Below are 14,599 nucleotides of genomic sequence, written 5' to 3' on the forward strand. Positions count from 1 at the left end.
CAGCGACGCCGCCCACGTGTCAAACTATTTAAATTCGTGGACCCTATGCGGAGTCATGGTCCCCGCCGCCGATTGCCCGCCGGAGATATCGCGGCTACTCGAGGACCTCCGGGCGGATTTCGGCGACGGGTTGCGCAGCTGCGTCGAGTACGCCCCGTCGAAGAACGACGTCTACTACCTCAGGGACGACATCGACGAGACCGTCGCCCACGGGCGGCTCGTCCGTGTCGAGGAACTCTACCAGTCCGAGCGCGTCGGTTCGGTGCCGGTCGAACCCGACGAAGAGATGACGCGGCTCCACGCAGCGACGTTCCTGTTCGACGAGGTGCTGGTCATACACCTCGTCGGCGACGACAAGCGCGTCGTCGGCTTCTCCGTCGACGCGTCCGCGACCCCGGACCTGAGCGGGATGCTCTCGTCGTACCTCGAGACGGTGTTCGACCCGGGCGATTCGGCCTGAGGCGCGCGGCCGTCGCCGGGTCGAGCGACCCTCAGATCGACTTGAGAATCTCCCGCTGCATCTCCATCTTGCGCGTCTTGTAGTTTATCTCGACCGGGTCGACGTCGCCGACGTCCTCGGGCCGGAAGATAAAGGAGAGGGCGTCGAAGTCGAGGTGGGCCTCGATGCCGTCGGGGACGCTGACGAGGTACTCCTCGAGCGTGTCGGCCGAGACGAGCGCCAGCGCGTCCTGCTGGCCCAGCAGGTAGAACTCGGCCATGTCCGGAATGTCCGTCCCCTTGTTCTGCCCGAGGCTGTTCTTTATCTTGGGCTTGATGCTGCTCGAGGGATTCTTTCGCGCCGCGGTGTACATCAGGTCCGACTCGTACTTGAACTCGATGTCGAACCCGTACTCGGCGTCCCGGAAGTCACGGCCCTGTTCGTCGACCCACCGGAGGCGGCCGTCGGAGAACTCGGCGACCCCCTGTTCGATGAAGTCGGACTTGTCGAAGCGGTCCTGGGCGCGGTTGAGTGTGACCCGAGCGAGACGATGAGGCGGGCGTACCGTTCGGCGTCGATGACGTTCTGGAGTTCCATAGCGTACGAACTTGCATCCATGATGTGTCCACCTTCGAGTAGATGGATATAAATCCTCGAGTGTGACTCTCAATCTTGATCACAAGGTCGCCTCGGGTACCGACCGGACAGAGCGACCACGTCGCGTCGCCGCTCGGCGCTCAGTCGAACGAGCTCAGCGTCTGCTGGCGCCCCGGGAGGACCTTCGTCTTCAGGCCGTCCGGGTCGTCCTCGACGTGGACGTCGCCGCGATGTGCGATGAGGATGCGGTCTATCTCGGTGGCCTCGCCCTTGGTCTCCCCCCAGATGCGTGAGACCTTCTCGTTGTCCGGCACCCTGTCCTCGACGATGCGGCCGACCTCGAACCCGTCCATGGGGGCGACGACCTCGTCTGCGACCTCCCGGGCGAGGTTGATGGTCTCGTCGCCCTGGTCGACGTCGCCGATGACGAACGCGGCGACGCCGCTGTCGTCGTCGAGCACCGCGTCGGCCACGGCGAACGTCTCGGTCATGAACTCGAGATAGGCTTCGAGGTCGAGCTCGTCGTCGAGGCGCTCGTCGACGACGTCGGGTTCCTCGTCGACGAACCACAGGCGAATCCAGTTGTAGAGACCGTACTTGAGGACCTTCAGATAGGGCGGCGACGTGAAGATGAGGTCCACACCGTCGACGTCGTCGAGGTCCGCGAGCGTCTCGGGCAGGTCCCGGGCGTCCCCGAAGATCGCGTGGCCGCTCCTGGCCGGGGCGCCGTCGCTGTAGATGGTGCGTAGGCGTTGCTGGAGTTTGTCGAAGACGTCCCGCCGGGGCGGTTCGAGCCCCTTCTCCTCGATGTAGTCGCTGACGTACCCCTCCGACATCGAGAACGTGTTGGGCATCGAGACCGAGAGGTACTGCCCGCTCTGGCCGTGCATGATGCCAAGCAGGAGCGCCGTGACGAACGTGTCGACCTGCGAGAGCGAGCGCAGGTCCTCGGGGATGCCCTCGGTCCCGAGGTCGAACGTCTGCTTGAGGTAGACGAGCTGAGCCAGCGTATGGTCGTGATAGAGCATCCGGACCTTCTCGGGGACGTGGTCGATTGCGGGCGCCTCGTAGGCCAGGCGCAGCTCCTCGAGGCGGTCGTGCACCGCAGCAGCTGAGGGCGGGTCGACCTTCGCCCGCGTCAGCACGTACGCCATCGGGTTGAGGTCGTTCCCGATACCGACCCGGTCGTCGACGCAGGCCTGGAGCGCCGTCGTCCCGCGGCCCGAGAACGGGTCCAGCACGACGTCGCCCTCGTCGGTCAGCTTCTGGATGAAGTAGTGCGGGAGCGACGCGGGGAACATCCCCATGTACGAACACATCGGGTGGAAGCTGTGCTCCCACTTGCGCTTGAGCGTCCGCCACTCGGGACGGATGTCGTCGAGGCTTCCCATTGGACACTCCTGTGACGGTTCGGCTATTGAACCCGGCGATACGTAACTCGTCGGTCTCACGCTGGCTGCCGGTCCGTCGTCGCTCACCTAGTCGGTCAGCGCTGTCATCGTCTCGGCGAAGACGTCTTTCGCGTTCTCGTTCAGGTCGCCCAGCACCGCCTCGCGGTCCTGCTGGGCGGCCGCGATACCGACGACGCCGGCCCCGGCAAGCGGGTCGAACACCGTATCGCCCGGCTCCGAGAAGTGGTCGAGGAGGATATCGACCACCTTCGGCGGCAGTCGCGTCGGATACTTGGGCATCTCGCGGAGGTAGTTGCGCTTGACGTCGAGCACCGAGAGGTTGGCCTCGCCCTCCTGACAGTGATCGTAGGAACACTCGTTGGAGTAGTACCAGTCGTCGTCCTTGACCATCCAGAACAGCTCGTAGACGTTGTGCGCCGGCCGGAGCTTGCAGTAGGGCGCGAAGTTGTATGCCCAGTAGAGTTTGCCCTCGAGCCGCCACTCGTCGTGGCCGAGGACGGCCTGGTGGACGACGTGGCTGTTGTCCTTCCCGGAGAAGACGATGGCCTGCCCCTCGTCGTGGGTGTTGCGCGCGAGGACGTCCAGCAGGGTGTCGATCTTCGCGCTGTACTCTTCGGTCTCCCACTCGACGTAGCCGTCGACGACACGCGACGTGTCGCGGTTGTAGTTGCTCGCCTTCCCGTCGAACTCCAGGCCGAAGGGTGGGTCGGTTATCGCGAGGTCCGCGTCGACCCCGTCCCACTCGGTCATATCGGTGAGCGTATACTCGACACGGTCGGCGACGGAAGACTCGGTCATTGGCGGGACTCACACTATCGCCGTATAAATGAATTCTGAAGGTCCGGCCGACTGCCGGACCGTACCCGGCTGGCCGCTGTCGTGTGCAGTGGCCCGTCCCTGAACGCCGGTTCACCACCCGTGTATTGCATGGGATGGCAGGCTATCATCGGGGCAGTCTGCGGACGATATTATGAAACAAAGGTCTCCCTATCCCTATAGACCCATCCTAGACAGATCCTTTAGGTAGCGCCCCCCGACGGGAACGCGAGCGATGACATCCACCGACCGACCGGCCCCGACGAAGGGGACGTTCTTCTGTCCGACCTGTGGACACCAGAGCCACTACGAGGGTGACTGGCGCGTCGTCACCCGCCGCGGCACGCGGACGCTCAAGTGCCCCGACTGTCACACTGCCGTTTCCTCCCGCGGCCCGGCCCGCTCGCCGTGGTCCCCGGCGACAGTCTGGGACCGCTGGAGCGAGAACCTGCTGACCTGGCAGACCTTCTGGTGGCACCGTCTCACGCCGTGAGATGCTGGCCCAGAAGCCACCATTCGAAAGGCCGAGCTGGAAGGCGGAGTACGCTCCGTGGCAAAAACCGAGACGCATCCGGCCGACGGTACCCAGGCCCGCTCAGTCGATGAGATCGACGGTCAGCGGATAGTCGTAGACCTCCCGGTCGCTGGCCCGCACCGTCGCCAGCACGACGATGACGATCCAGGCGACGGCCACGACGGGAACGAGCAGGAACCCGATGCCCACGAGCAACGTCAACAGCGCGACGAGCATCAGCATCGTCCAGGTGAGCTGGAAGTTCAGCGCCGCCTTCCCGCTCTCGTCGATGAACGCGCTCTCGTCTTTCTTTATAAGCCACACCAGCAACGGTCCGAGCACGTTCCCGAAGGGGACCATCAGACCGGTGAACGCGGACGCATGGAGGATGACCGCCCACGTCTGCTCGTCGTCGGTCACGACGCGCGTCTCGGACGCCGTGTCCGGCGTGGCAGTGGCGTCCGCCGATACCGTCTCGCCGTCGTCGGTGTCGTCACTGGAGGGATCGGACAGGTCCGGGTCGTCGTCTCGTTCGGAGACCATACTCGTTCGTCACCCGACAGGTACAAAATACGTGGGGTGTCAGGGCACCGGTTCCGTGGACTGGGCCCGGCGACGGCCGAGTCACAATCAGTTCGAGCGAGTGAGAGTCAGTACACCGTCGTACTGCTTCGGGTCGTCTCGATGTCCCGTGACTGGCGGTGGCGGCCTCCGCCACGGGTCACTCCAGTTCCGCTTTTGCCTCGCTGTCGCTGAACACCCGTCGGAAGAGCGCACCGAGCAGTCTCACCCGTTGGGCGCACCCCGCCGGGTTACACGTTCGAGTGTGGTTCTGGATGAGTCGGGGAACGTCTGGGTTACAAGGTCTTCGAATCCATCGAAACGATTGGGTTCATCTCAACGCCAGCGGCAGACGCCGGGTGAGGCGTCGAGAGGCGGCGACGAACAGCAGTAGAGTCGACTATCCGACCCACCGTCGCCGAATTGCAGAGCGGTTCACGGGAGGTACGTGGCAAGGAAATCGACGATGCGATCCAGCCGTTCGTTGATTCTCTGTTCGTCGTCTTCTTCCGTATCGCTGTCAGGGCGGGACTGTTCCATACGGACACAACAGCCCACGGCGGCCTGTATCTTGTGCCCCGACGAAACACGTATCGGGACCGTAGCTGTCCTGTTGCGTGTTTTCGAGCATTCCTGCTTGTTCGTCGATCGTAGAAAGTTTACCCACAGCGGTATCGTTCGCCCCTCCGTGTGCAGCTCGGACGGAGAGGGCCAACAGGGCGATCGTTGCTCTCGTCGAAGAATCACAGTGTGGTTTCCCCGGCACGGGTGATTCGCGTCCCGTGGTTACGTGATGTGGCGGCGTAGCGCTTCGGTGACTTCGTCACGCTCATGCTGTACCCAATGAGATGCGCCAGGGAACAGCCGTAGCTGCCCGTCTTTGCAGTAGTCGACGCTCTTTCGGCCATCGAGGACAGGAGTGCGACGTCGTCTTCTCCCCAACAGATCAGCGTCGGCTGGGGAACGGTATCGCGTGGTGGGTGGTCAGAACGACGGAATCCACGATACCAGTGTATCCTCGGTGTGATTCCAGTGTGGCGCCACGCGGCCTTGTAGCAGGAGATCGTGTCTTCGTCGAACGTTCCTGGGTTGGACGTTATTTCGAGCGAATCAACCATATTAGCCATCCCGTTCCGAGCCAACATCCATTCGGGGAGTTTCGGTACCTGATAGAACCAGACGTACCAGCTCCGCACGATCTGCTGGGGGCTGGATCGGAGCGTCTCCCGATACACCCTCGGATGTGGAACGTTGCAGATCCCGATTCGATCGACAGTGGAGGGGTGACGGAGTGCCAGGTTCCAGGCGACGAATCCTCCGAAGTCGTGCCCGACGACGTGTGCCGACTCACGTCCTTCGCTGTGGATCAATTCTCGCACGTCAGCTACCAGTTCCGACTGTCGATAGGCATCGATCCCGTCGGGTGCTTCGCTCAGATTACAGCCCCGCTGGTCGGGGACGACCACGCGGAAACCAGCCTCGACCAACGAACGGATCTGATCGCGCCAGCCGTACCAGAAATCAGGATGCCCGTGCAGGAGGACGACCAGTGGCGCGTCGGGGTCGCCGGCGGCGACGACGTGTAATTGCACGTCGTTGACCTCTCGATAGGTGGATTCGACATCGCACTCGGTGAGTAACGATGCATCCGTGTGTGAGACCGTACCGCCGGTCGTTGGTGGTTTCGTGACTGACATCACGTGGTAGAGAGACGAGACGGAACCGAATACGAGAACTGCCACACCGATGTGGCTCGTTTTATGCGCTCGAGGCCCACCACGTCGGGAATATTCACTTCGTCGGCACAACCGGTGACCAAGAGCAGGAGTCAGTGAACGAGTTCGGTGAACACACGCTCTTCGGCTTTCCGGAGGTGCTCACCGACCGTTCCGGGAGCAATACCGATGGCATCGCCGATGTCTTCGAGCGACGCCTGGCGAGGATCACGATAGTAACCCAGATCGACTGCTGCCTCGAGCACCTCCTCCTGTCTCGATGTGATCAGCCGGTCGAACGATGATCCGTCGGCGGTATAATCACCCATCTTGAGAATATCAAACGTAAGCTGGTCCATGTCATCGGCATATTCGTACAGTTTGCTGAATGTTTCGTCGGTCCCCAGGTAGGTGACCTTGAGATGGTCTTCGGACGTGAAGTGAATCGGTGTCTCGATTACCAGAAGCGATTCCCGCTGTAGTTCGAGGGATCGGCGAACCCCTTCTGTCGGCTCTAAGTGACTCACAGCCATCCACCGTTCGTCTCCAGCCGTGAGATAACTGATGACGTGAGGGGAGTCCTCCATGATCTGGTCGTACCGTTCCTTACTGCCGCTCGCCTCGGCAAAGAGGAGTACCGTCTCATCATCAAGCAGTTCGATGTGATGAATAGCCCTCCGATTGATAGAGGGGTCGTCTGACAGTTCCTCCCCGAGTGGATGGAACCCCCCTCCTCCATCTGGTTTGACGATCACTGTGAGATATCGCATACGAGCACCAGGAGCGCGGAAGTTAAACAACCACGGCTTAGCGGCACTTAAACTCCACCACGGATGAGGCAGCGTGCCTACTGAGCTACACCGGAAACCGATACTCTGTGGACGATGCAACGGCACCACCGCTCGACCGCCGGCCAGTTCGTCGACGAGGCGGTCACAGCCCTCCCAAACGACGCAATCCGCAGCCGTGATGCACACAAGAACGCTCCCGTACTCGTGATTCGGGCTGACCGAGTCCAGCAGGTCCTTTCGACACTTCGCTCCGAGACAGGGCTCGATCACTGCTCGTGTGTGACTGCCCAGGAGTACGACGATCGCTTCGAGACGGTCTATCACCTCACCAGCTACGACGACCGGAGGCGCGAGCTGTCGGTCGTCGTCCCCACGACCAAAGACGACCCCGTCAGCGAGTCGGCCACACCGGTCTACCGGACGGCCGAGTGGCACGAGCGGGAGGCCTACGACCTCGTGGGAATCGAGTACCAGGGTCATCCGGACCTCCGGCGCATTCTGCTTCCGGAGACGTGGCAGGGTCACCCACTCCGCAAAGACGACGACCAGAACCAGCCACAGATCGTGCCGCTGCGCGAGCGCGCCAACCCCCTCCAAGATGACAGTCGGCAGGGTGAGACGATGTTTCTCAATATCGGTCCCCACCATCCGTCGACCCACGGCGTGCTCCACCTGGAGGCGGTCCTCGACGGCGAGCAGGTAGCTGACGTCGAGCCGGATATCGGCTACATCCACCGATGCGAGGAACAGATGTGCCAGCGAGGAACCTACCGCCACCAGATCATGCCCTATCCCGATCGCTGGGATTGGGGTGGCGCGGGCCTGCTCAACGAGTGGGCCTACGCCCGCGTCATCGAGGATCTCGCCGATATCGACGTCCCCGAATACGCCCAGGTCATCCGGACGATGAGCGCCGAGCTGTCGCGCATCCTCTCGCATCTCTTGGCCACTGCGATGTACGCCCTCGACGTCAGCGGCGAGTTCACCGCGACCTTCATGTACGGCTTCCGGGACCGGGAAGTCGTCCAGGACCTCCTGGAGGACCTGACCGGCCAGCGGATGATGTTTAACTACTTCCGGGTCGGCGGCGTCGCCTGGGACATTCCCGAACCCCGAGCGGAATTCTTCGAGAACGTGCGTGCCTTCACAGATACCCTTCCACAGAAGCTGGCGGAGTATCACAAGCTGCTGACGAGCAACGAAGTGTTCCAGGTTCGCTGTGTTGACACTGGTGAACTGCCGCCCGAGGTCGCAAAGCAATACGGCTGTACGGGGCCGGTCGCTCGCGGCTCCGGCATCGACTACGACCTCCGGCGGGACGACCCTTACGGCTACTACGAACACCTCGACTGGGACGTCGTCACCGAGGACGGGTGCGACAACTTCGCGCGCGTCCTCGTCCGCCTGCGGGAGATCGAGGAATCGGCAGCCATCGTAGAGCAGTGCGTGGATCTTCTCGAAGACTGGCCAAACGAGGAGCGCATCTGCCAGGCCAACGTTCCGCGGACGCTACGGCCCGCTGGCGAGTGCTACAGGGCCGTCGAGGGTGCCAAAGGTGAACTCGGGATCTACATCCGTGCCGACGGCACCGACACCCCCGCCCGGTTCAAGATCCGTGGGCCGTCGTTCTCGAATCTGTCAGCACTGCCGGCGATGGGAGCGGGTGAGTACGTTCCCGATCTGGTCGCGACCCTCGGGAGCCTCGACACCATCATGGGAGGTGGATCGGTGACGATGACACCCTCGACGCTGTGGGGCGACGACTCCGCCCACCAAGTGACGTGCATCGCCTGCGGCGAGACGCTCGACCGCGATGACGCACGTGAGTACGACAAACACGGTGACCGCTGGGACCGCGAGGAAAAGCAGTTCGAGTACCTCTGTAAACCCTGTCACCGTGCGTGCTGCCACCAGAACCGCGACGGACTCGAAGCGATGCTCGTGGCGGCCGACGCCGGGCAAACCACCCGCAAGACTTTCTGAGACAGTTCTGCGAGCTTGCAGCAGAAGACGCAGAGATCAAGTAAGAGCTCGAATACGTGACTCTCCCTCCTGGAGGTGCTATCGTACTGGCCGTCCTGCGCCTGGTTTGCCGAGCGAACACCGATGCCGCGACAGGCTCATGACCCAGACACATCTCGGAAAACGGAAGCCGCATCAGGCGATGAGAGACGCCCCCCTCGCTACGACGCCGGGCTGTCTCGACCCGGGGGACTGAACAACACTGGGGCGGCTGGACGGGTAACCGGGAGCTCGGCCCTGCTGGAACCACGATCAGCTCGACGTCTGTCCGGGACCTCAGTATGGTTCTGCGCCGCCGTCGTTTCCTCCGACTCGTCGGGAGTACCGGTTCGATAGCCCTCGCAGGGTGCAACTCGTCTCCCGAACCCCATCCATCGAGATGCCGGCGGACGGGCTGAGAGACGAACAAATCCCCGTCGAAATCACTGGTCTGGAGCCGGGGACGTCGGTGACGGTCCGGTCTTTGACCCGGAGCCGAAGTGGAGCGAGCGATCTCGACCGGGGACACTCGGCGGCGAATCATCGCTCGGAAGCGACGAGGAGCACGACTCGACGCAGGGCCAGTCGGTGCGCTAGTGGAGAACGGTGTACTCTCGGCGGGAGATAAGCAGGGCTATGACTCGTTCGTTCGAAAGAAGCCGGGCCGGAAATGAGTGACCGGCGGTGACCACGTCGTGACACACCTCACACTCGACGCGCCCGTTTTGCATCTTGTGAACGCAGGTGGGGCGTCGAGCGAAGTGAAATTCAAAGCGGGGGCGGAGTTATCGAAGGCGTGAACTGAGTCGCCGCGGCTCGGGCCGGGGACTCGTACGCAGCACACTCACGTGGATGCACCGCCGGATGGCTGTGCCGTATCGCGCGAATGCACCACGAATTACCGCCCGTCAGTACGTACAGCGTCGGTCGATACAGGAGAACACACGTCCCGGGGCAGATGTCGACCTTACCGGATCTTCTCAGTACCGTCGTGCAAAATTCAGGTTAGTTATCGTGGGGAAATATATTTGCCCCTGGTAAACTCATCTGCATCGTAATGTCTAACAGCACTGAATGGACCACTGAGGATCTTCGGGGGTATATCGAATATATCGAAGAAGACCTAGATGACATCGGGGAGTATATCATGGATCAGTACAATATGGACTATTCCAATCGAGAAGAGCATTGGGCCTATTTTGCAGCCGCAGTTCACAACTATCTCCGAACACAGGTCAGTTACTACGATCAACACGACGGGTACCGGAGACCGAGAACAACGTGGGAACACGGTGGTAGATGTGGTGACCAGTGCATTCTAGCGGCCTCGATTTTTTCCAGTTACGGATATCCGTGGCGGATCGTGAACGTCGAAAGTCCACAGTACGATCGGATTCACGCATTGCTAGAGGTGGGATTCCCCGAAGAGAAAGGGCTGAGTGAGTCTGGTGTTCGGGACGGGCTCGCGAAGTTTTATCAGGCCAATCCCGTCGACCATGGCCGCATTTCCCGAAATTACGCTTGGAAAGACATCATGTTTTACCCAATGGATACAGAGTATAGTGACTGGGTCGGTGGCATACAGAATTTGGTCGACTCCGGTTTCGCCGAGCAGTATTCTGATGGCACTTGGGGATGGACGAAACATCGACGGAACCTCGATGCGGCTTTTGATGGTCACCGGACGTTTATCGGAGAGGAGATCTATTCCTGACTCGGAGTTGACAACGCACAGTCAGTGACCGATTGGTCTAGCGACGTCGAAGAGAGTCGAACATCACGATCGTGCGCTGGTCAGTCGATATCGGCGCCGTACGTCGCGATCCACTTGTCGAACGCACTGCTGGTCGACTGCCGAAGGTCCATGCGCACCAGTCCAGCGGCGCGGTCGGCGGCAGATTCGATGGCGTGCTCGACGGACTGGATGATGCCCAGGACTTCTTTGCGAGGCGTTTACTCACGAACTGGACGTGGCCGTTGGTCGATTCGGAGACACCACCCATCCGTTGCAGCACGCGGTACACGGTCGACAGCGACGTGTCAGTCACCTCGGCGGCATTTGGCACGTCCCCTCTGACCGGTTAGCGGTCGGACTCACTGACCGGTATTTGTTTATCGACCGCTCGTGACACCACACAAACGATGGTCCTCCAATACCTCCTCCCGGCCCTGCTTGGGTTCGTTTTCGTAATGGGCGCTGCCTACGCTGGCACGCTCCGGGCGTTAGAGGTCTATTTCGACCCGAACCGCCAGAGCATCTTTCTGTCAGATGACCACGACCCGCCGAGCGGTCAATAACGCACACAGCCCACTCACCCTCGCCGGCCGACGCCAGCGGGTCGACGGCACCGATGACCAGCAACTCGACGTCGGTCGCTCCCACACGAGCGAGTCGGTCACTACTCGGCGATTCACTCCCGGCTGAGACACACCGCATACCGGACCTGCGCGGGCAGGGCCGAAGCGTCCAGGCAGTCACGAGGCTGGCGTTCCTCGGACGAGCACGGTGCGTGTGCGCGTGATCGCGGACGTCGTCACCATCGATAGCGTGCCCGCGAAGCGACACACCGTGCGCCCAGGCATCGACCGGACCACGACCGGGTCGTCCGAGCGCCGGAGCCAGCGGCGACCGTCGACGTGGTCGGCGACGTGGGGCTATCACCGACCACCTGAAGCATGGTTGGCCGAAGAATGCTCTCGACGAGCGCTGTGATGTTAGCGTTGATGTCCTTGAGAAACACTACGACGCGCGGGGCGGGGAAACGACATGGACGGCGTGACTATGTAACCGAGTTATCGAACTAGACTTTATCGATAGTCTTGATGACCGGGCACTCGGAGGCGTTCTGCGTCTCGATCTCGTTCGCTCGGGATCCGGTTTCAGCGCACGTGATTAATCAGCCGTGGGAACGACGCATGAGGGGTGGTTTCCGGGTACGATTCGACGCCAGGGTCTTCGATGAGGTCAGGGGGTGGCCGTCAGAACGATAGCGTCGTGCATCGTCCTGCCGACTGCATGTTCTAGATTCGCCGTGAGATCGCGGTGTCACGCGTGGCGTCACTCTCCTCGGCCGTATTCTCAGGGGGGGAGAGAAGTGTTGGCGACCTGGCGGCGTCGCAGCCGGCGAATCACCGCGTCAGGAACGGCCTTGAAAACGCAATTGCGGAGTCGACAGCCGAGACTGGACTGCATCGTCCCCAAGCGGCCGAGTCGGTGAGATTCGTGGCGGACACGGTTCGCACGCGGTTTGCGCTCGCGTTCGTACGCTGCGAACGCAGCCTCGTGACCGTCGTGGGAGGCGATGGCGTCCGCGAGTGTCAATCCATCTTCGATGGCCTGTGCCGCGCCCTGTCCGGCAAACGGAAGCATTGCGTGGGCGGCGTCGCCGGCGAGTACAACGCGGCCACGGGACCAGGAGTCGAGCGCCGGGAGGTCGGTAAGTTCGGTGATGATGAGGTCGGCGGGGTCGAGCCCGTCCAGTATCGACGGGATCGGTTCGGGATACTCGGCGAGGTAGTCACGCAGTGCAGCCTCACGTATTTCAGGGTCTGCCTGGCCGTCAGTGAGCGGTTCGGGTGCGGTCGCAAACCAGTAGAATCGATCCGTATCGATGGGGGCACCGCCGGTGTACGTGCCAGTGCCCCATACCTCGAATCCCTGTGTCCGGTACAGTTCAGAAAGCTCAAGCGTCACGAGGGCACGGTACGCGACGGCCCCGAGGGGGCGCGGATCGACTCCCGGGGCGACCGCCTCACGAACAGTCGAGTGGATGCCGTCCGCACCGACGAGGATGTCCGGCTCGATCGTCGTGCCGTCCTCGAAGTGGGCTTTCGGCGGGTCAGTAGTGACGACATCCACGCAGTCCATTCCGGTCTGTACGTCGGTGTTCAACTTCCTGAGAAGAATGCGCTGGAGGTCGGCACGGTGGATGGCGACGGATCCGTAGCCAAACTCATTGCGTTCGACGCCGTCTAAATCGAATCGCGTCATGAACTCGCCGTCCAGTGACCGTAGACCACCGTTCTGGAGCGGGACACCGGCATCACGGATCGAAGTGGCGATGCCGAGGCGGTCGAAGACGAGCATGGCGTTCGTCTGGAGCAGGATGCCAGCGCCGACGGGTCTATACTCGGCAGCGGCCTCGTACAAGGTCGGCGAGATGCCCCGTTGTTCGAGCGCAACCGCCGTGGTGAGTCCGCAGATGCCACCACCTACGATGGCGATATCCGCGTTCGCTTCGAAGTCCCGGGTCGTCTGGTCGTGCGGCGGGGGTGACTGTTCCATCGTCATATATCCAGGTACGGGTGTTAATCGGAACGGGGTTCTGTGGGTCATCCGCGCTATTTTAAGGCAATCGCTGCGATGGGTTCTGATATGCGGTATTTGACAGTCCGCTTAGCGCCCACCGAAGTGGCGGGGTTCCACCCGCTCGGGAAGCGTCTCACCGATGAACCGTCGGTTCAGCGGGATGCGATCCACCATGTGGAACTCCTCGATGACGGCACGGTCCTAACGCTCGCTGAGGGGAGCGGAGATCGAGAGCGCTACGAGGAGATTATGTCGTCATCTTCTTTCGTCCACGAGTACATGCTCTCAGGGGACGACCGCTGGATGGCGGTCAGCAGATTCGATCCGAACGAAGTCGTCCGCCAGGTACTCGAATGGCAACAGGAGGCAGATGTCGTCGTCGAGACGCCGATCCCGTTTCTGGCCGATGGCTCCCAGCGTGTAACCCTGTTAGGCGATCAGGCGTCATTCAGGGAGCTGTATCAGCAGTCGATGTCGACCGAATCGTTCACGTTCGAGATTGAGGAGACGGGTGAGTACAACCCTGCCACTGCTCGGTTCATGCGAGTGCTGACGGCCCGACAGCAGGAGGTACTGACGGCTGCCATCGATGTCGGCTATTACAAGGCACCGCGTGAGGCCACTCACGAAGACGTCGCTGATGCGGTTGGGTTGGCACCGTCGACCGTCGGTGATCATCTTCGAAAGATAGAGCAGCGCGTCTTCGAGACGATCATCAGGTGAGTCCCCTCGGACAGTTACCCACGCCTTGTAACTGCAATTCAGGACTCGTCGAAATCCACAGCCGATGATAGATTTCGACGGTTGTGCTGGATACTTAGTGCGTGCCAGCCGAACCATTACAATCGCTAACGGACTGATCGCGTGCCACAGAAACTTCCCGAAAGAATTTACAAAGCCATTACATACACGAAGTCAGTGAATCTGGATGCCCTGATAGTCGGATTCATCGCAGTGGCTGCTGGACTTCCCTCGGTATTCAAACCACAGGCTGTAATCGACTTCACTTGCCGAATGAGTCCCCTCTGCAGATCCCCTCGACAATTGAGCCCTGCCGGACGAACGTACAATAGGATACTGGGTGGTGGACTCTCTTTTGTCGGGGTGCTACTGATTGTAGGCGTTCTTATCAGCACACTCAGCTGACTGTGTAGAACACGTTCGCAATCGATCAAACAGGCAGCTCACCATTCGATTATTCATTTTACAGGACGGGTAAGAACGCGGTAGCTGAAGCCCAAAGACGTTTCCAGTATTCAGCAGACGTATTTCGTTCGTTTCACGTCCATTGCGATGGCGGAGACCTGCGCGCCGCAGTTATCGCACTGCGGGCTCACGGCCGACACCCCTCATTGTCGAGCGCGGGGTAGCGCTGCTTTGGATCTTCGATGCCCGTTCCACAGAACTCACAGATGAGCGGGAGGCTCTCCGGCGAGTCGGAGAC

12 protein-coding genes and 1 pseudogene are annotated in these 14,599 nt (G+C 61.3%); 6 read left to right on the forward strand and 7 right to left on the reverse strand.

What is annotated here, in order from left to right; genetic code table 11:
* Positions 1-55: 55 nt before the first annotated feature.
* The gene (locus P1N55_RS03155) at positions 56-460 is read left to right on the forward strand and encodes a hypothetical protein (RefSeq protein WP_276277544.1); all 405 of its coding nucleotides are present in this window, start codon (positions 56-58) and stop codon (positions 458-460) included.
* Positions 461-491: 31 nt separating this feature from the next.
* On the opposite strand, the gene P1N55_RS03160 is transcribed toward P1N55_RS03155, so the two are convergent.
* From P1N55_RS03160 to P1N55_RS03170, 3 genes are all read right to left on the reverse strand, one after another.
* Positions 492-1,109, reverse strand: coding sequence for a hypothetical protein (locus P1N55_RS03160; RefSeq protein ID WP_276277545.1), 618 nt, complete (start codon positions 1,107-1,109; stop codon positions 492-494).
* Positions 1,110-1,176: 67 nt separating this feature from the next.
* Positions 1,177-2,427, reverse strand: a complete 1,251-nt coding sequence (locus tag P1N55_RS03165; protein WP_276277546.1) for a DNA methyltransferase — start codon at positions 2,425-2,427, stop codon at positions 1,177-1,179.
* 87 nt (positions 2,428-2,514) lie between these two features.
* Positions 2,515-3,246, reverse strand: coding sequence for a DNA methyltransferase (locus P1N55_RS03170; protein WP_276277547.1), 732 nt, complete (start codon positions 3,244-3,246; stop codon positions 2,515-2,517).
* A 253-nt stretch (positions 3,247-3,499) separates the two neighbouring features.
* Here P1N55_RS03170 and P1N55_RS03175 point away from each other — a divergent pair, with 253 nt between their 5' ends.
* The gene (locus tag P1N55_RS03175; protein WP_276277548.1) at positions 3,500-3,757 is read left to right on the forward strand and encodes a hypothetical protein; all 258 of its coding nucleotides are present in this window, start codon (positions 3,500-3,502) and stop codon (positions 3,755-3,757) included.
* A gap of 102 nt (positions 3,758-3,859) precedes the next feature.
* Here P1N55_RS03175 and P1N55_RS03180 read toward each other — a convergent pair whose 3' ends face one another.
* The 3 genes and pseudogenes from P1N55_RS03180 to P1N55_RS03190 all read right to left on the reverse strand — a co-directional run bounded on the left by P1N55_RS03180 (position 3,860) and on the right by P1N55_RS03190 (position 6,824).
* Complete coding sequence (locus P1N55_RS03180; RefSeq protein ID WP_276277549.1) at positions 3,860-4,321, reverse strand: DUF4870 domain-containing protein; 462 nt, start codon at positions 4,319-4,321, stop codon at positions 3,860-3,862.
* Between the two features lie 804 nt (positions 4,322-5,125).
* Positions 5,126-6,036 (reverse strand): annotated as a pseudogene (locus tag P1N55_RS03185) (alpha/beta fold hydrolase).
* 131 nt (positions 6,037-6,167) lie between these two features.
* Complete coding sequence (locus P1N55_RS03190) at positions 6,168-6,824, reverse strand: helix-turn-helix domain-containing protein (protein ID WP_276277551.1); 657 nt, start codon at positions 6,822-6,824, stop codon at positions 6,168-6,170.
* Positions 6,825-6,938: 114 nt separating this feature from the next.
* On the opposite strand from P1N55_RS03190, the gene P1N55_RS03195 reads away from it, so the two are divergent.
* The 3 genes from P1N55_RS03195 (at position 6,939) to P1N55_RS03210 (ending at position 11,144) form a co-directional block, all read left to right on the forward strand.
* On the forward strand, positions 6,939-8,828 hold the full coding sequence (locus tag P1N55_RS03195; RefSeq protein WP_346429996.1) for an NADH-quinone oxidoreductase subunit D: 1,890 nt from the start codon (positions 6,939-6,941) through the stop codon (positions 8,826-8,828).
* 1,075 nt (positions 8,829-9,903) lie between these two features.
* Positions 9,904-10,560: a hypothetical protein gene (locus P1N55_RS03205; RefSeq protein WP_276277552.1), complete on the forward strand. Its 657-nt coding sequence runs from the start codon at positions 9,904-9,906 to the stop codon at positions 10,558-10,560.
* A 428-nt stretch (positions 10,561-10,988) separates the two neighbouring features.
* Complete coding sequence (locus P1N55_RS03210; protein WP_276277553.1) at positions 10,989-11,144, forward strand: hypothetical protein; 156 nt, start codon at positions 10,989-10,991, stop codon at positions 11,142-11,144.
* Positions 11,145-11,925: 781 nt separating this feature from the next.
* Here the strand turns inward: P1N55_RS03210 and P1N55_RS03215 are convergent.
* Positions 11,926-13,137, reverse strand: coding sequence for an FAD-dependent monooxygenase (locus P1N55_RS03215; RefSeq protein WP_346429997.1), 1,212 nt, complete (start codon positions 13,135-13,137; stop codon positions 11,926-11,928).
* A 120-nt stretch (positions 13,138-13,257) separates the two neighbouring features.
* On the opposite strand from P1N55_RS03215, the gene P1N55_RS03220 reads away from it, so the two are divergent.
* Positions 13,258-13,878 carry a helix-turn-helix domain-containing protein gene (locus tag P1N55_RS03220; RefSeq protein WP_276277555.1) on the forward strand — a complete coding sequence of 207 codons (621 nt, stop codon included), beginning with the start codon at positions 13,258-13,260 and terminating at the stop codon, positions 13,876-13,878.
* The last annotated feature ends 721 nt before the right edge of the window (positions 13,879-14,599 follow it).

The organism is Haloarcula regularis, assembly GCF_029338315.1.
In the GTDB taxonomy this organism is placed as follows: domain Archaea; phylum Halobacteriota; class Halobacteria; order Halobacteriales; family Haloarculaceae; genus Haloarcula; species Haloarcula regularis.